Here is an 18,539-nt window from a genome sequence, read left to right as displayed (position 1 = left end):
TTATCGCTATTTTTATGTAACACGTAATACTAGAAACACACTTACAAATTAAAAGTAAGTGTGTTTCTAACATCTATTTAATCTTTACGTACGGCTTCATTTTTAATTCAAATATTTCCTCAACTGCCCTTTGATATCCACCAGCATTTCTAAGCGACTCTCCCACTTTACGACTATTTTCCTTAAACGTCACATCATCCATTACTTTCTTTACAGTCTCACGTAACAATTCAGAAGTTAACTCGTTACGATTAAGTGTTATGCCTGCCCCTACTTCAATCAATCGTTTTGCAACGAATGGCTGATCTCCTGTTACCGGAATTACAACTAATGGAACACCGTAATATAACGCTTCACTCGAACTATTCATACCACCATGTGTCACGAATACATCAGCATGCTGTAAAACTTCTAATTGCGGGACATAATTATACAACTTAAAGTTTTTCGGGATATTTTCAAATTGACTTATATTTATCTTCTTACCAACGACTAATACGACTGTCGCATCTACATCTTTAAACGCTTCAAAACATTTTTCATACAAAGCAGGTTGTTCATTAAAAACTGTTCCCATAGAAATGAAAATCACTTTTTCATTTTTTAAATCTTCGGTAGGAAAACTCCCCACTTCTTTTCGAGTAGCAACTGATGGACCTACAAATTTATACGATTCATCAAATAAATCTGAACGCGGCTGATATTCTTTTGAAGTATATACAATCGTAATATCACCAGGATGGTTCATAATATCATACATACTATTACATTTCATTCCATACTGCTTATTCCATCTTTCCATTCCCGCTAAACAAGATTGATATAATGGATTCATTTCGTCTACTTGTCTCGATTCTTGCCCATCATGAAAATTAATGTACTGATTAACAGCAAACGTTGTACAAGATGAAACGCTTGGTAATTGTAAAATATTCGCTATAATACGTCCTACTGGAAAATGATTATCATATATTAAATAATCATATTTTTCCTCTTTTGTTTCTTCTACAATTTGAGTAACAATACGCTCTGATGCTTCAATCATATGAGATAGCATCGTCAAAGGGCTCCCACCTTCATTTACTCGTTCCATAATATTAATTTGAGAGAGAAAATTCTCAAACACTCGGAATTCTGCACCTGTTGCTTCAATCTTCTTTCTATAATCTTCAATACAATACGAAACAACTGTTTCTCCTCGTTGGATTAACTCACTTACAATAGCTAAAGTCGGATTAATATGACCTTCCCCAGGGAAATTTATTACGAGTACATTTGCCATAATATTCTCTCCTATCCAGTCAATCTTATAAAGTTAACAATTAATTATATTAATTAATTTAAGTCTATTATAAATGAATGCATTCTACTTCTTCATGCTTTTCTCTTCATTTTATTATTGAGAAATATTTTCTATAGTCTACATTATTGTGATTCACAATCTTATAAATGAATGCTTAATTTTACTTTTACTCTTCATAGATTTAAAGATATGAGTCTTACATTCAAGTCTTACTACTATATTTTTTAGACAATTCACACAAAAATGTAGAAATATAATGTTTTTAATGAATTTTCGCTATAAATGTAACTATGCTTTCAATCTTTTTATCTTTATCCTCATAACACATCATCTGTTATATAATAAATTTATAGAATTTACAGAAAAGGGAGTCTTTTCATGCTACAACAACTATTCAATTCAACTATTCTATCCGTTCAGGCCTTGCACCCAGGTTATGAAGATCATGCAAGTGATGTTTTTCTCGTTCAAACAGAAGATACAGAAGTTATCGTTCGTACTTCTAAAATGAATGAAGAACCAAATAATAATTTTTGGTGGGGATGTAAAAATCTATTTGGAATTGATCCAAGGAACGTCCATCATTTAGAAACTGTACATACATTGCTACAAGAACATACGAATCTTCCTATCCCAACAATATTAGAAAAACATGTTTTAAATGGCCGTGAATTTGTGGTGGTCGAAAAGTTAGTAGGTAACACAGTTCAATCTTTTATCGAGCAACCAGATTCTATTTTATTTAGCCTAGGAAAAGGACTTGCAGAAATACATAAGTTTAAAGCCGATTTTATAGGAAATCCGTCAGGCACGTTCCAAGTTCCACTAGATGAATTCCAATCACATATTTTAAACGTGAGTAAAGAGCTTGTGAATATGTTTTATTCCGATGATGAAAGCATACAAAACGCTTTTCCTACCTTTGAATCACAGCTTTCTTCCCTGTCCGTACCAAAAGAAGCTACACTCGTCTTACTTGATATGGACCCTACCCAATTTTTATATGACGGTACAACTATTACGGGTTTAGTAGATACTGAAGCTTACGCGGTTGCCCCGCGAGAGTTTGATTTTATCGGACTAGAATATGTACTTACCGAAAAAGAAGCACATGCCTTTAAAAGTGGTTACGAAACAATTATGCCTATTCCTCATCTTGAAGAATGTAGACGACCATATCGTTATTTATACCGACTGTTATCTGTGCAAGGTAGTGTGGAATTAAAGGAATGGTTAAGTCACCCATCCTATTTTTAAATACAATTGAGAGGGAGTATACAATGGATATTCAGAAAAAGCGTTCTGTAACAGAAAGTGAAATACAGCAAATGAAGGATTTGGCTTATATTTGCGGGCAACAAGACAATCTTGATTACTCTTCAGATTTACATATCAACTTTTTAAAAAATCGAAATGAAGATCATATAAACGATTTTCTTCTTTATAACGGTACTCAATTAATTGGCACTTTAAATATGTATGATTTCGAAAGACCAACAAAGCTTGAACTAATAGGCTTTGTACATCCTCATTTTAGAAAACAACGTTTCGGAACTACCCTTTTACAAACTGCAATGAAAGAAATACAAAATAGAGAGGCAGATGAAGCTCTTCTTATTATCAATGGGGATTCTATTTCTGGGAATGAATTTGTAAAACATATGAAGTTACCGTATTTATATAGTGAATATAGTATGGAGTTCAAAATAAACGAAATTCAAAAAACAACAGAAAGTAATATACAGCTTACTCTTGCAGCTTCAGAATCACTTCTTGACCTTATTGAAATTTCTAGTAAAGCTTTTGGTGATTCAGTAGACAATACGGCTACATGGTTACAAAAAATGATGACTTCACCTTCTCATAAAGTTTACAGTGCTCTTATTAACGAAAAAGCTATTGGAACAATTACAGTTACTGAGCAAGAACAATCTACTACACTATCAGGATTCGCCGTTCATCCTTCTTATCAAGGTAAAGGATATGGAAAAGATATTCTTAGTTATATGGTACATACCCTTATTACAGAAGGAACTTCAACAATTGAATTAGACGTCGAAACGAAAAATAACCATGCTTTAAAACTATATACACAATGTGGTTTTAAAATTAAAACGAAGCATGACTATTATAATTTAATGAATAGCACGGAGAATATTTATGTCTAAAAAACTTATTTATTCTGATTACGATATTTTCGCATCTATTTATAATAAACATTGGGGACATTTTGCCGAACACTCCTATCTTGCTTTTGAAAAACTCGTTTTACAATATGCACAACCACATTCTCATATTTTAGATCTTTGTTGCGGGACTGGTCATCTTACTAGGAAACTACTTGATAACAATTTTGTAGTAACTGGTATAGATGGTTCTACTCAAATGATTGAATATGCACGTGAAAATGCGCCAGATGCAACCTTTTTCGTCGATGACGCTCGCTATTTCAATATAAATGAGCAATTCCACTACGTCATCTCTGCCGGTGATAGTTTAAACCATATTATGAATTTAGATGAACTAAAAAGTGTGTTTCACAACGTTTACTCCGTATTACATAACGAGGGTATATTCGCATTTGATATGAATATGGAAAAAGGATTTCTTGAAAACTGGATTGCTTCGTTTCATATTTCAGAGAAAGAATATGTTTGTACGATTGACTCTACATTTGATAATAAAAACAAAAAAGCAGAAATGAATTTCATATTATTTACACGTGATACAAATGATATTTGGAAAAGAAGTGACTTTTCTTTTAAAGAAACATGTTACACTAAAGACGAAATTACTCATGCATTACAATCTGTAGGTTTTAAAAATATTCAATCGTACGGTACAACAAATAGAGCATTTTTCACTTGCCAAAAATAAAAAAACTGAATCTAAATGATTCAGTTTTTTCTTAATATATTTACAACTGCAGTTGTTTCGTCATTTTCTTTATAAACACGCGGAATTCTTCTATCTAGCATACATGTAACTTCATAGTTTATTGTACTTAACATATCCGCTATTTCTTCTACTGTGATATTTTCTTCACCTTGTTTACCGTAGAATACTACTTCGTCTCCTACTTGTACTGGCATCGCTTTTGAAACATCCAACATTAACTGATCCATACAAACACGGCCAATTACAGGTACTCGAACCCCGTTAATTAACGCATAGCCTTTATTAGATAATTGACGATTATAACCATCAGCATAACCAATTGGTACAGTCGCAATCCATTCTTCACCAGTTGTTACATACGTATTCCCATAACTTACACCACGATTTTTCTTCGCATGTTTAATATGAGCCACTTTTGATTTTAACGACAACGCAGGCTGTAAAGAAACGACTGAATGATCCACCTCTTTTGATGGATACATACCGTACACTCCTATTCCAACGCGCACCATATTTTGAAATGTGTTACTTAATTCCATTGATCCTGCACTATTTGAACTATGAATATATGGTATTTGAATTCCTAATTCTTTCGCTGTATTAACAGCTTTTTCAAATAAACTTGTTTGCATATTCGTATATGATTTATCGATTTCATCTGCCGTAGAGTAATGCGTAAATATCCCTACTACTTCTATATACTCCATACGGTTTAATTCTTCTAAAAATGGTTTAACTTCTTCTTCTTGTAAACCGATACGACTCATTCCCGTATCAATTTTCACTTGAATTTGTACTTTCTTTTGAAGACGGTTTGCAATTTCATTTATACCATGTAAATCTTCTACTCTATAAACAGTCATCATAACGTCATATTGAATTACATCTTCTACAGCCGCTACTGGTGTGTATCCTAAAATTAAAATCGGCACAGTAATTCCTGCTTCTCTTAATTCTATTGCTTCATCTACAAATGCAACTGCAAGTTGATTTATTCCAGCTTCAATTGCAGCTTTGGCAACTTCAACTGCCCCATGGCCATACCCATTCGCTTTTACAGCAGCCATCATCTTAATTTCTTCATCATTTACATGTTTTTTAAATTCTTTTACATTATGTTTTACAGCATTTAAGTCAATTTCTACAATTGTATCTCTTCCATATTTCAAACTCATTGGTCTAACTCCTAACTCAATAATTGCATTCCATTCTATTTCACGTTTCATATGACCTTTTACAATATAATACTTTTCATTATGCTAGTCAAACTACTAGAATTTTCGGAATTTTGAGTATGATATAATATCCTCAAGAAACTATTATATACGGAGACGAGGAGAATTACAATGTTTGTTCAATCTGCATTACATCAACTAAAAGTTGCTATTGATACTTCTATTTATATGCTTAACCAATATAGTGAAAACGATTTAAAAATACAACCGATTCACTCAAAACGATCATTATTTGAAATGTGTACACATCTTTCTCTTATTTGTCATGCTGATTTGCTCATTTTAAATGGTATTCCAGAAAAAGAATTACATACCTTTTATATAGAACATACGCCCGTAACAGTTGCTCAAATGCAACAAACGATGATTGAAGGATACAACCTTCTCTCCAAAACATTTCTTTCCTACTCCCAAATAGAATTAGCAGAAGTTATGACTGCCTATTGGGGTATTTCTTATTCGCGCTTTGAATGGTTACTTGAAATCGTTGCACACTTTTATCATCATCGTGGACAAATTCATCTTTTATTATGTGAGCATATGAAAGATCCTCGCATTCCTTTATTTGAGTGATTTTCCACTTATTCATTAATTATAAATAGAGAAGCTACAAAACCAATAAAAAGTAGCATTCCTAATAAAATAAATGTTTGAGCATACCCTCCTATTTTCATTAGATAAATAGAAATGATAGGTCCTATACTAGTACCTAAAAATAAAATAAAAGTATAAATAGATACTGCTATTCCCCTCGCTTTCCCTCCTAATTGACCTACAAGAGAAACTAAAGACGGAACGGATATAGCAATACCTATTACAAAACAGACACTCATCATTACAAGTAGAGATAGATACGAAACAAAGCCCATTGAACTTAGACTAAAAATAGCGATCAACAATCCTCCCTGAAGAACTTTTCTTACTTCAAACCTCTTCGTTAAACGACCTGCAAGCGGTGACAGCAACATACCAAATAGCCCCGCTAAGCGAAAATAAAGAATTTGTTCTGCAGTTAAATTGTAAGTAGGAGAGCTCAAATAATTCCCTAAAACAGTATACATATTAACAAAAGCCATTAATAAAACAAATGCAATTATATAGCTTAATACTAAGCTTTTATTTGTAAAAACTTTACCCATCTGTTTAATTGGCCCCAAAATATCAGTATAGGATTGAGACGTCTCTCCTTTCGGAAGAGAATAATAAACCCATATAGCAGTACTTATATAGACAATGCTAAGAAGAAAGAAAACCATATGCCATCCAAAATGCTGACTAACAGCAGTACTTATTACCTGCCCTACAATTCCAGCTACTAAAAAACCAGTACTAACAAATCCTATTGTTGTAACCCTTCTTTCTACTGGGAACATTTCTACAACGTAGGCTAGCGCTACTGGAGAAAATGTAGCTGCCGCTATCCCTTGTATACCTCTAAAAATAACAAGCCAAAATAAACTATCTACAAACCCTAAGCAAAAAGAAACAATCGACAGTGCAAGCAATCCAATAAAAATCACTTTTTTTCGTCCATATTTATCAGAAATTGCCCCAAATAACAAACACCCTATAGCAAAGCCAACAGAAAATATACTTCCTGTAGCTGCCGATTGTGCTAATGACGTATTAAAAATGTTTGAAAATAGAGAGATTAAAGGTATTGTTACATATAGGCTAGACATAACTACCATACCCGACCAACATAATACTGCTGTCATTATTGTATAATTCTTTTCACTATTTACTTCCTTTCCTATTTCCATCATAAACTCTCTCCCTTATTACGATTTGTTTTTAATAGTTTAAACTCTCTAAATTACTAAAATAGCATTCCTTTAACTCTTATTTATTTTAATTACATAGCAAAAATTATCACCGTTAATAAAGTTAGTTAAGCATATAATAAGGTAAGTTAATTATATGTCCAAATAAATAAGTTGATCTTCATAATCAACTTATTTACCTACCTTCTCCTAATTTCACCTGCATAGTTGTTTGCATTTTATTTAATAACTTTTCTAAAACTTGACGCTCTTCTTGATTAAAGCCATCAACTAACGAAGCGCAAGATAACCAAAAAGTTGGTAAAGAATGTGTAACTAGTTCTTTTCCTTTCGGAGTAATTTTCACCTTTAATCTTCTTCGATCTTCAGAATGGTGGAATCTTACGATTAACTCTCGTTTCTCCATCCAATCTAATAAGCCAGTGACAGAAGCACGTGTAATCCCTAATCGACTCGCAATATCCGAAGGACTCATGTTCACCTCTTCCCCATTCGCTTCCATTTCACGCAAAATAAACAATAATAAAAAATCTAATTTACTCTCTGAAATACCAAGCGGAGCTAAATCTACGTCAACCGCATCAAGAACATTATCAGACGTCCATAACATTAACAAACCAAGTTTTGCTGCGATTGGATCCGTTTCCGCTGATGCTGTCTTTTTGATTAACTCTGCGTACGGCTCAATCCCTAAAGGAAGAGAATCTTTTCTTGAATCCATTCATCTTCACTCTCCTTTCTCATTAAATAATTAGTTTACCTAATTACTTTCTCATTATACTCATATTTTTCCTTTTATTGCAAGCACATTGTTGAACAAAAAAATCCTATTATTAAAACAGGATTTTTCACACTGACTAGCTATCAGTTTTAAATAATGTGCAACTTCTTTAAGGCATAAGAAATTCCGCCTTCACTCGCCTTCGTTGTAACGAAATCAGCCCTTCTCTTCAACTCCTCTCCACCATTTCCCATCGCAACTCCTAATCCTACATACTGCAACATCTCAATATCATTTCCACCATCACCAAAAGCAATGGCTTCTGATTTACTAATATTTAAATGTTCCAATACTTTTTGAATTGCAGTTAGCTTCGATACTTTACTATCTTCCAATACATTCATAACGTAACCATGAAAACGGTCAAACGTAAGTGCTGGATATCTTTCAATGAATTTTTGAGCTTCTGCTTCATCAGCATACAGACATATGCAATACATCTCATCTGACAAGTTTTTAACTTTGTCAGGATACCGCTCTAAATTTAAAGTTTCATTTAACGCTCGTATGACACGTTCATCTTTGGAGGCAATATCATTCATTGCAAATTCTTCTGTAAAGTAAGAAACACTGTGACCATGTAATTCAGCAAAATTTGAAATATCATGAACGATTTCGCTTGAAAGTACTGATTTATGTATAACTTTTTCCCCACATTTTATATGTGCACCATTTGCAGAAATATACGTTTTTATGCCTAGCCCCTTAAATTGTGAGCATAAACTATATGGTCTCCCTGTTGTAACAACTACGTGAATCCCCTTATCTATTAATCTTTGTACCGCTTCTTTTGTACTTTCGTGCATACTTCTATCAATCTCGCTTAAAAGCGTACCGTCAACATCAAAAAATGCAACTTTGTACATAAGTCTTTACATCCCGTCCAAATGATTCGTATCATTAATGAAATGCACCGTTTTTTGTTCACCCTCAATTTCAATTAAACTTATTCCCGTATCTCCCATTTTGAAATAGTAGTCCATTGAAATTGGCATATTGAAAAATGCACGTAATAGACTATTAATTACGCCTCCATGGGCAACAATCGCAATTCGATCATATGTATTCTCTGTCATAATTTTAGAAAAAATCCCTTCTATTCTCATTCGGAACTCAATAAATGACTCTCCGTTTTCAAAACGGTCATGAAGAAACTTTGGCTCTGGATATTTCTTTGCTTCTTCAAATGATAAACCAGCTTGTATTCCATTATTAAACTCCATTAATTCCTCTTCTAATTGAATTGGACAACCAATTGCTTCTGCTAATGTTTCACCCGTTTCGCGAGCGCGTTTTAATGTGCTTGCCCAAATGAAATCTGGTGCAAAATCTTTTTTCACTTTCTGTACAAGTCTTTGTACTTGTCGTCTCCCTTTGTCAGTCAACTCAAAATCAGCTCGTCCTTCATGCACATGTAAAATATCAGCTTCTGATTCTCCGTGGCGTATTAGTAGTATTTGCATGTTTCTCTCTCCCCCTTTATTTAACATTCACAAAATTCTATTATATCACATTTTAAGATTTCAAAATAAAAAGGAACGGTCTCCCGTCCCTCATCCATTCACTTTTTCCGCATCATTCCAATAATATTTACTAAACGCTTCTGTTAACACATCAATTGTGTTATATAATTCATCTAACGTATTATCAACACCACCAACTTCAATTAACATCGCATTTTTCGATAGATCTTGGTTATAAACGCCATTTCCATCTTTTTTATACTTCGGAAAAATCCCTCTACTTAATCCGTAATAGTTTTCATCTAAATAACTATTGATCGCTCTTGCAATTTTTTCATTTTCAGCACGGCCTTCATTTTCCATCCCAATAATAAAATATAATCTTGCATACGATTTTCCATTAATTACTTTTGTTGTTACTTTCTTACGCTGATCATCACGATGTATATCAATCGGAAACGCAATTTTATTATTTTGTGCTAATGCTCCTTTTACATATTCATGAGATGCTTTATATGACTGATACCATACCCACTTTTTACTCGCTAATAAATCACCCATATTCGTTTTATCGTGAATTACTGGAATTCCTTGCCCCTCAAGTTGTTCCTTCATACGTTTTCCTAGTAAGGACACATTTACATCTGGGCTAGATGGATCAGTTGCCCCTGGTAATAATGGAAAGAAGGATTCCCAGCTATGTGTATGATAAATATATACTGCACTTTCACCTTTTTTCGCTCCGTTCTTTTTCTGAACCGGATTATTCTTTTCCGCTTCTGTAACTTTATCTTTTGCTACTTCCCGTTCTTTCGTTACTTCTTCAATCGGTACACTAGATTCATTTGGGATATTCGTCAAGTTTGTCCCTTCCCCAGCTACGATAATATTAGAATAATACTTTGACATACCAGGTACTTCTTTACCAACGAATGTTCTTAAATCTTTAATTTTCAAATCTGTCGCAATAGAGAACATTAAATTCCCAACTGACTCTCTTTTATTCTGCTTAAAATAATCAAATCCGTAATAGTGATTCTCACTTTCTATCATTTGAACAAAACCTTGCATCGATACTTTTCCAAACCATTGATTTGCATAATTCGATTTCATTGTATGTAAAAGTGACGTCAAAATCGACGCTATTATAATTACTATTAGCGCATATAAAAGGAGTAACGAAATTAATTTCTTCCCATGTATTCGAGTTGCATACTTTTTCACTGCATCACCTTCTTTATACATGGATATGTACAAGCTTTTCGGAATATACGCACAAAAAAAGAGAAATGGTATCCCATTTCTCTTCCTCACTTTTATTGTTCTTTTCCTGTATCATTTGAAGGTAGTTTCTTCGCTTGTTTTTCTTTAAATATTTCTCCAATTGCCCCAAGAGTACCAAGTGTTTCAATTGCATTAGACGGAATAAAGACTTTATTTGCTGGTCCTTTTGCAACTTCAGCTAATGATTCGAATGATTTGTAAGCAAGTATGCGCTCATCCAAATTCGCTTCACGAAGCAATTCAATACGGTTTTGTTCTGCTTTTGCGATTTCTTCAATTGCTCGCGCTTCCCCTTGTGCCTCTAATTCTTTTGCTTCTCTTATACCTTCAGCTTCGCGAATACGCGCTTCTTTATCCCCTTCAGCCATCAAGATTTTACTTTGCTTTTCCCCTTCAGCACGAAGAACTTTATCTTGTTTTGCTGCTTCAGCTTCTAAAATAATTGCACGTTTATTACGCTCAGCCTTCATTTGTTTTTCCATTGATGCTTGCACATCTTTTGGCGGGTTAATATCAACAACTTCGACACGTTCAATACGTACGCCCCATTTTTCTGTTGCTTCATCAAGCGCTAAGCGGATTTCTGTTGAAATTTTTTCACGACCAGATAACGTTTCATCCAGTTCCATTTTACCGATAATTTGACGCATCGTTGCTGAAGTAATATTACGAACACCATATTCATAGTTTGAAATACCATATGTCGCAAGTTCTGGTTCAACAATTTGATAGAAAATAATTGTATCTATTTCTACTTGAACATTATCTTTCGTAATTACTTTTTGCGGTGGTACATTCGTTTGTTGAATACGTAAGTCGTGATATACACGAACACGATCTACAATTGGGATTAAAATATTTAATCCTGGGTGCATGATACGTTGAAACTTACCAAATCTTTCAACAACCCCAACTTTTTGCTGAGGAATAATTTTAATTGTTAATGCGATAAATGTAACTACAATTAGTGCGAATATAATCGTTAACGTTAATGCTACCATATTTATTCACTCTCCTTTTTTACTTGTAATATAGTACTATGCCTCTTTATAACAACGACTTTTTCTCCAGCATCAATTGAAGAATCTGCAATAGCTGTCCAAGTATCTCCATCCACCTTCACAATACCATTCGTTTCATTTGTAATCGCTTGCATAACAATCCCTTTTTTACCAACAAGCATATCTACTGTATCCGTAAAACCTTTTGCTTCTCGAAAGTTTTTTGAAATTCTTTTCGTAAAGAATGTCAAAGTTAAACTTACAATTGCGCCAACAGTAACTTGTAACAGTAGTGCATCAGGAGCAAACAAAGCAATAAGACCTCCGACAACAGCTCCAATTCCAAGCCAAAGCATGTAAAATGTAATCGACAACATTTCTGCAATAAATAAAATACCAGCTATTATAAACCAAATTACCCAAGCAGCCATATGCAACCCTCACTTTCTTTCTCATTTTCTATATGTATATGAAGAAAAGAATGGTTTATCCGCCCTTTCTTACACTTGGGCGTTTGCTACAAGCTATTGTACATACTCACTGTTACAATGATTATTAATATAATACTATATCAATATATTCTTCATTATACATGAAAATTCCTTTCAAAAAGTGACAAAAAATTAAATTCTTTAAAAATTTCATTTTTTAAATTACAATTATTCTAATTACTAAATACTATTTTTATAGAGGTGTTATTCTTATTGAGAAACCTGTCACTAACCTACTACTTAGGTTCCAAAACATGCATTACTCTCGCTGACATCGTATATGTAATGATTATTACAACTCATATTTATATAGCAACTAAATCAGCTACTATTACTGCTCTTTTTCCATTATTACAAGTTATCACAAATCTAATTGCTAACATCTCTGCACCACTAATAATAAATCGTTTTCCATCTTATACGTTGTTATATACGCTACAATGGCTAAAAACAGTCTTTTTACTATTATTAATGATTTTGTTTCCAGTCTTATCCACAAACATTATAGCTCTATTAACTTTTATTTTTTTCATTTCATTATGTAGTGGATGGAGCGCTCCATTACTATACAGCATTCTTCCGCGCCTTACACCGAAAGAAAAATTAGTAAAAGTAAATAGTATCTTTTCCTTTTCAACACAAATTGCGCAAGCCGCCGCTTATTCATTTACGAGTGTTATCGTTCTTCTCATTGGCGCTACATCTACACTCATGATTAATAACATGTTAATGATTTTTGGATGTATTGCATTACACTTTTCATTACGTACCATACATACTGAACGAATAGCAGATCCTCCCTCTTCAAAAAGTACTGCTTTATCGGAAGGTTGGAAACTCTTATTTCAAAATCCTTCTCTCCGTACCGTTACATATATGGACTTAATTGAAACTTTCGCCGGGACAATATGGATTGGTGCTATTACGATGGCATATGTTACGACTATCCTTCATAAAGGCGAGGAATGGTGGGGATATATTAATACAAGTTATTATGTTGGCACGTTAATCGGTGGTCTATTGGCATGGAAAATCAGTTCCTATATTCAAAACAATTTAATACGCTCCATGTCAATAGGCTCTCTTATGTTTAGCATTCTTACATTTTTATATGGTATGACAAGCAGCGGATTTATTGCGCTTTTTCTATGTGTTCTAATGGGACCATGTTATCAAATTAGAGATATTTCTCAAACGACTGTTTTACAATCAAGTGTCACCCCTTCTTTATTATCAAAAATGTATACAGCACATGGCGCCCTTCTTTCAACAGCTTCTGGTCTTTCTATGCTTAGCGTTGGCATTATTACCGATATGTTCGGTGTTCGTACAATTTATATCATCGCATCTATTCTTATTTTATGTTCCGCTTGTTTATCTTTTAGTTTATTAAAATATCATAAAACAGAGCAGAACGATATTTCACTTTAATCACTAAAACAAAAAGGACAGGCATTCCCTGTCCTTTTTATTTATTCTATTCATGACAAGTTTGGGATTTTTCTATGTTTTGTCGCCTGTTCAAAAGCGTAAGCTAGCTTAATTAACATCCCTTCACTAAAGGCAGTACTTGCAATCGTAATTCCAAAAGGTCTCCCGCTTTCCATATACCCTGCAGGTATTGCTATAGACGGATAACCCGCTTTCGCACATATAGTAGAAGCTATATAGGAAGGAAACAGTATCGCATCAAGATTATATTTTTCCAATGCAAAATCAATGCCTTGTTCTTGTGAAAAATATATATCTTCTAATCTTGCATTTAAATATTCTGGATTTCGTAACGTATTAGGAAAATCTTTTCTTCCCTCTAACTTAGTTTGTCCATATTTTAAAGCTCTTTCTGCTATGTTTTTATTAAACTCCATTAACTCCGAAATAGAATGTACCGGAATAGTAGAAGGTAATTTAGAAAGATAGTTATCTAAACTATGCTTCAGTTCATAAAGCGGCACTCCCCAACTCCATTCTCTATGAAAAGAAGGAATATTAATATTTTCTACTACTGTCGCTCCTTCATTACGTAATACTTGGATCGTTTCCTTAAACAAGATTTCATCATACTCACCATTTTCGTAATAATCTTTTGGTGCATCGTTAAACACACCAATCTTCGCTCCATTTAAGCCATTAACATTAAGATATTTTGTATAATCCTGCTCTGCCCTACCTTCACTTCTATGAGTAGCAACATCTTTCTCATCTACTCCAATTAAACTCCCTAGCAAAATAGCAGCATCTGTTACCGTTCTAGCAAATGGTCCAGCTGTATCTTGCGAATAAGTAAATGGAATAATTCCTCTACGACTAATTAAACCGACAGTTGGTTTAATACCTACTACAGAATTTTGAACAGCGGGGCTCAAAATAGAAGCATCGGTTTCTGTCCCAATAGATACTACTGTAAAGTTAGCGGCAACTGCTATCGCAGATCCTGTACTAGATCCGCCAACAAACATATGGTCCTTGCCCGTTCCGTATGGATTGATTGTTTGACCACCTCTTGCACTATATCCAGCCCACATTTCAAAAGACATTGCATTTGCTAATTCTGTCATATTTGTTTTTCCTATTATTACTGCTCCGGCTTCTCGTAATTTTGTAACGAGAAATGCATCTTCACTGCTTATATTTTGTTCTAGAGCAATCGTACCTGCACTTGTATGCATGGAGTCATTCGTTTCAATATTGTCTTTAAGCAAAACAGGTATACCATGTAATGGACCCCTTATACCTTTTGTCTTTCTTTCATAATCTAACGCTTCTGCAATAAAAATAGCATCTGGATTGATTTCTAAAATAGAATTAATTTCCGGTCCGTCTTGGTCATACTTTGCGATTCTATGAAGATAATACATCACTAATTCCTTTGAAGTTAACTGCCCAGATTCCATTTCGGTTTGTATATCATGAATTGTTAATTCTTTTTTTAATACTGGATTAAACTGAATCTCCATTTATATTCTCCCTTATAGCAACTTTTTTGCGTATAACTCTTACTTTTTCATCTTTTCACCCCAACTATTCCAAACTAATATTCCTTTAAAGAAATTCAATTTATCTATTCAAAAAGCCTTTAATTTCCCGAAAAATAAAAATAGTCTGAAACGAATGAACTTTCGCTTCAGACTCTTTTATTACTTTACATATATCTCATCTAATAAGTGTAAAAACTCTCCTTGTTTCCCTGCTAATTCAGGGCATTTTGCAATATTAACCCATTCGTAGCTAAACGCTAAACCTTGATCTTTCTCACCAGCACTTACTATATGTTCCCATGTATCTTTTACATCAGTTAGTAAAGTTACATGAAAAAAGTGACGTTTTTCATATTCCTGTTTTTCCTTCACATGTATAATGTAATCTGCTAAAAAACGCTCTATACATAAATGACGTAATCCGGATTCTTCCTGTACTTCACGCAATATAGCCGCTTCTAACGTTTCACCTTCATCAACCGTTCCCCCTGGCACTTGAATACCAGCTTCATGTATATCACGATGTTTAAAAACCAGTAATTGCATAACCCCCTCTTTTTCTCTTGTAATATATGCATGTACTTTTTTCTTATATAACATCGTCATTATACGTCTCTCCCCTCAATCATTTACTCTGTTACTTCTTCAAGCGTCAGTTGATTATCATACAAATATGTAGCTTGTGGATTTCCCACATACCTTACGTGCCATGGTTCATACCGATAGCCCGTAATCGTTTCTTTCGCTTTTGTGTATCGAATCACAAAACCAAATTTATGGGCATTTTCAGAAAGCCACTGACCTTCTTTCGTTTCCCCAAAAACCGTCTCTAACTGAAATTTAGCAGATTGAGACGTAATATCCATAGCTAATCCAGTTTGATGCTCACTTGTGCCAGGAACCGCGCTAGACATTGCTGTTTTTGCTTCCCCATCTTGTTTTTTATACATCGTATTTAATGCTTTTTGTCGATCAAAGGATCTAAATCCAGAAACTGCAAAAAGGAAAATACGCTCGTTGTTAGCTTGCTGGAACATTTCCTCAAGCGCCCTCGCTGCCTCTTTTCTCATCTTTTTCTTTTCTTGATCCCCTTCACTAGAGTAGCGCACTTTCGGAATAACTAAATCTGGCGGTCTATAACCATCTGGTAAACGCCTACTTTTATTCACAAGTACAAGCATTGAATTCGGATTATTAATTACCGCAATATCCCCATCCATATTAGCAATCGTTTCTTTCGCTTTTGGAAATATACTATTTACACTTACTTCCCGCGCCTGCTTATCCTTATACATTTTATAATTGATTCCTGCTACTCCAACAATAATTATTGCAGCTACGATACCGAGTAGTGCCCATCTTTTTTTCATATAACGACCTCTTATTTTAATAATTTGGCCATTTCATACTCATCGATGTCCTTTCCATCGATAATAAGAGCAGCTTTTTTGACACCTTCTTTCTCAAATCCAGCTTTTTTATATAGTGCCTGAGCTCTTGTATTGTGGGCCATTACTGTTAATTCTAAACGCCATACATCATGTAATTTTGCCCACTTCTCAACCTCTTTAAACAATCTCGTCCCAATACCTCGCCCGTTATACTCTTGCAAAATACCAATTACAATGCTTGCCACATGCCTCTTTCTTTGAATGTTATTTCCATTCACTAATATAAAACCTATTATTCTCTCATCTTCAACTGCTACAAATATTGTTGCATATTCATTTTCTATAAATCGCTGGATCATTTTTTCTTGTTGCTCAGCTGTAGTTTTCCTTTCTCCTGGTTCATATAACATAAACTTCGTTTCTTCATCTAATTGCTTACTTAATTGCAAAAATGATGCTGCATCTTCTACTTTGATCTCCCTAATCACCTAAATCACCCTATCAATTTCATAATATAAAAATTTTCCTTGTAAAAAGATTTTCTCTGCCATTTCAAAAATCCCTTTCTAATTCTCCTATTATAATTAGACAAATTTCGATATCGCTATAATAATTATTAATCATGTCCATTTTGTGACATCTTGCTATCCACATTTCAAACCAACACAAAAAACGTAAGCATTACACTTACGCTTTTCCAAGATTGAAGTGAGCTAATAATTATCGATAGATACCCTGGCTAATTCAAGTTTCACTTTATCCATTCACTTTTTCTGCCTGCCAAAAATATTCACCAAATGCTTTAGCAAGTGCATCAATTGATCGATTCAATTCTTCCTCCGTATTATCTACACCGCCAACTTCTATTAATATCGCTTGTCCTGATAAATCTTGATTATAGATTCCATTTCCTGTTTGGAAACCTTTTTGAATGACCCCACGACTCACTCCTGGATATTTCTTATTAATCGCCTCATGTAAAGCTGTCGCTAATTGTAAGTTTTTTTCATAATTTTTATTTCCTTTCCCTACTACAAATGCAAGCTTCGCATATGATTTATCTCCAATTGTTTTTGTCGTTACATTCTTTCGAGCACTATCACGATGCAAATCAAAAAAGTATTGAAGATCTTTATTTCCAGCCATAGCTTGCTGCACAATTTCTCGTGACATTTTATACGAACTATTACTGTTTAAACCCTTACTTATTAACTTTTGACCAACATCACTCTTATCGTTAGTAGCTCCAATCCCTTCACCTTCTAGTTGTTCACGGAAACGATCTCCTAATATAGAAATATTCGATACAGAACTCGTTGCTTTATTCGGATTCGGATCATTCGTTAAGTTAAGTAAAGGTAAATAAGATTCCCAGCTATGTGTATGATAAATAAACGCAACTTGTCTTTTCCCGGTCGTTTGGGACGGCTGTTTCTTCTCTTTATTCGTATCTTGTTTAGGTGCTTGTCCAGTTCCACTAGTCCGTTCTTTCACTACTTCTTCAAGAGGTACACTCGACTCTATCGGTAAGTTAGAATAGTTTGTGCCCTCACCCGCAATAACAATTTCTGTATCGTACTTACCAAACCCGGGTAGCTCTTTCCCGACAAAACTGCGTACATCATTAAAGCGAATATTTGTAGCCATAGAAAAGAGAAAAGAAGAAATTGAAAAATCTTGATTCAAATTTCGATACTCCTGTGTAAAATAATGATTCTCTTTTCCAAGTACATACATGTAACCATTCATCGATAACTCATTTAACCAATTATATAAATACGTTGACTTCGTCTCTTTCATAGAGGTTACCATCATACTAATAAGAAAAAAAGTCGCTAGCACTGTAGTAATAACAAATAAAACTAACTTACGCATACTTGTAAACTTCATAAAAAAAAAGCCTCGATTCATACTATCACCTCTCTATTTC

Annotated in this window: 19 protein-coding genes; 5 read left to right on the top strand and 14 right to left on the bottom strand. The window is 34.0% G+C overall.

What is annotated here, in order from left to right; all coding sequences use genetic code 11:
- Positions 1–73 precede the first annotated feature (73 nt).
- A complete protein-coding gene (locus ACUXVC_RS10230) occupies positions 74–1,282 on the bottom strand; it encodes a macrolide family glycosyltransferase (RefSeq protein ID WP_053564676.1) in 1,209 nt (402 codons plus the stop codon).
- Positions 1,283–1,681: 399 nt separating this feature from the next.
- Between ACUXVC_RS10230 and ACUXVC_RS10225 the strand changes: the two genes are divergently transcribed.
- Genes ACUXVC_RS10225 through ACUXVC_RS10215 form a run of 3 tightly spaced genes read left to right on the top strand, consistent with a single transcriptional unit; the run spans position 1,682 to position 4,180 of the window.
- Positions 1,682–2,560: a nitrate reductase gene (locus ACUXVC_RS10225; RefSeq protein ID WP_144465430.1), complete on the top strand. Its 879-nt coding sequence runs from the start codon at positions 1,682–1,684 to the stop codon at positions 2,558–2,560.
- 23 nt (positions 2,561–2,583) lie between these two features.
- Positions 2,584–3,471, top strand: a complete 888-nt coding sequence (locus tag ACUXVC_RS10220; RefSeq protein ID WP_043935483.1) for a GNAT family N-acetyltransferase — start codon at positions 2,584–2,586, stop codon at positions 3,469–3,471.
- Positions 3,464–4,180, top strand: a complete 717-nt coding sequence (locus tag ACUXVC_RS10215) for a class I SAM-dependent methyltransferase (RefSeq protein ID WP_144465429.1) — start codon at positions 3,464–3,466, stop codon at positions 4,178–4,180. Before ACUXVC_RS10220 ends, ACUXVC_RS10215 begins: the two co-directional genes overlap by 8 nt.
- 20 nt (positions 4,181–4,200) lie before the next feature.
- Here ACUXVC_RS10215 and alr read toward each other — a convergent pair whose 3' ends face one another.
- The gene (alr, locus tag ACUXVC_RS10210) at positions 4,201–5,376 is read right to left on the bottom strand and encodes an alanine racemase (protein WP_002093966.1); all 1,176 of its coding nucleotides are present in this window, start codon (positions 5,374–5,376) and stop codon (positions 4,201–4,203) included.
- Between the two features lie 171 nt (positions 5,377–5,547).
- Here alr and ACUXVC_RS10205 point away from each other — a divergent pair, with 171 nt between their 5' ends.
- Complete coding sequence (locus tag ACUXVC_RS10205; protein ID WP_000498006.1) at positions 5,548–6,009, top strand: DinB family protein; 462 nt, start codon at positions 5,548–5,550, stop codon at positions 6,007–6,009.
- Positions 6,010–6,017: 8 nt separating this feature from the next.
- Here ACUXVC_RS10205 and ACUXVC_RS10200 read toward each other — a convergent pair whose 3' ends face one another.
- The 7 genes from ACUXVC_RS10200 to ACUXVC_RS10170 form a co-directional block, all read right to left on the bottom strand.
- A complete protein-coding gene (locus tag ACUXVC_RS10200; RefSeq protein WP_023521758.1) occupies positions 6,018–7,199 on the bottom strand; it encodes an MFS transporter in 1,182 nt (393 codons plus the stop codon).
- A 196-nt stretch (positions 7,200–7,395) separates the two neighbouring features.
- Positions 7,396–7,941: a MarR family winged helix-turn-helix transcriptional regulator gene (locus tag ACUXVC_RS10195; RefSeq protein ID WP_000378333.1), complete on the bottom strand. Its 546-nt coding sequence runs from the start codon at positions 7,939–7,941 to the stop codon at positions 7,396–7,398.
- Between the two features lie 149 nt (positions 7,942–8,090).
- Positions 8,091–8,867, bottom strand: coding sequence for a Cof-type HAD-IIB family hydrolase (locus ACUXVC_RS10190; RefSeq protein WP_144465428.1), 777 nt, complete (start codon positions 8,865–8,867; stop codon positions 8,091–8,093).
- A 6-nt stretch (positions 8,868–8,873) separates the two neighbouring features.
- On the bottom strand, positions 8,874–9,464 hold the full coding sequence (locus ACUXVC_RS10185; protein WP_098355783.1) for a histidine phosphatase family protein: 591 nt from the start codon (positions 9,462–9,464) through the stop codon (positions 8,874–8,876).
- Between the two features lie 90 nt (positions 9,465–9,554).
- Entirely contained in the window at positions 9,555–10,760 is a 1,206-nt protein-coding gene (gene spoIIP / locus ACUXVC_RS10180; protein ID WP_307838012.1) for a stage II sporulation protein P, read from the bottom strand.
- Positions 10,761–10,780: 20 nt separating this feature from the next.
- Positions 10,781–11,749 (bottom strand): SPFH domain-containing protein, encoded by a 969-nt coding sequence (locus ACUXVC_RS10175; RefSeq protein ID WP_000226254.1) that lies wholly within the window; start codon positions 11,747–11,749, stop codon positions 10,781–10,783.
- Between the two features lie 2 nt (positions 11,750–11,751).
- Positions 11,752–12,180, bottom strand: coding sequence for an NfeD family protein (locus tag ACUXVC_RS10170; RefSeq protein ID WP_095691035.1), 429 nt, complete (start codon positions 12,178–12,180; stop codon positions 11,752–11,754).
- A gap of 273 nt (positions 12,181–12,453) precedes the next feature.
- Between ACUXVC_RS10170 and ACUXVC_RS10165 the strand changes: the two genes are divergently transcribed.
- Positions 12,454–13,671 carry an MFS transporter gene (locus tag ACUXVC_RS10165; protein ID WP_141241082.1) on the top strand — a complete coding sequence of 406 codons (1,218 nt, stop codon included), beginning with the start codon at positions 12,454–12,456 and terminating at the stop codon, positions 13,669–13,671.
- 50 nt (positions 13,672–13,721) lie between these two features.
- Here ACUXVC_RS10165 and ACUXVC_RS10160 read toward each other — a convergent pair whose 3' ends face one another.
- The 5 genes from ACUXVC_RS10160 to spoIIP (ACUXVC_RS10140) form a co-directional block, all read right to left on the bottom strand.
- The gene (locus ACUXVC_RS10160; RefSeq protein ID WP_088023984.1) at positions 13,722–15,197 is read right to left on the bottom strand and encodes an amidase family protein; all 1,476 of its coding nucleotides are present in this window, start codon (positions 15,195–15,197) and stop codon (positions 13,722–13,724) included.
- A 180-nt stretch (positions 15,198–15,377) separates the two neighbouring features.
- Complete coding sequence (locus ACUXVC_RS10155) at positions 15,378–15,824, bottom strand: NUDIX hydrolase (protein WP_016512975.1); 447 nt, start codon at positions 15,822–15,824, stop codon at positions 15,378–15,380.
- A 23-nt stretch (positions 15,825–15,847) separates the two neighbouring features.
- Entirely contained in the window at positions 15,848–16,588 is a 741-nt protein-coding gene (locus ACUXVC_RS10150) for a M15 family metallopeptidase (RefSeq protein ID WP_000747650.1), read from the bottom strand.
- Positions 16,589–16,599: 11 nt separating this feature from the next.
- The gene (locus ACUXVC_RS10145; RefSeq protein WP_002093964.1) at positions 16,600–17,097 is read right to left on the bottom strand and encodes a GNAT family N-acetyltransferase; all 498 of its coding nucleotides are present in this window, start codon (positions 17,095–17,097) and stop codon (positions 16,600–16,602) included.
- Positions 17,098–17,365: 268 nt separating this feature from the next.
- A complete protein-coding gene (spoIIP, locus tag ACUXVC_RS10140; RefSeq protein WP_001079283.1) occupies positions 17,366–18,520 on the bottom strand; it encodes a stage II sporulation protein P in 1,155 nt (384 codons plus the stop codon).
- Positions 18,521–18,539: the final 19 nt, after the last annotated feature.

The sequence above is a fragment of the Bacillus sp. N6 genome (assembly GCF_052805735.1).
The sequence above is the reverse complement of the archived record's forward strand: the minus strand, read 5'-3'. Positions and strand labels throughout refer to the sequence as shown.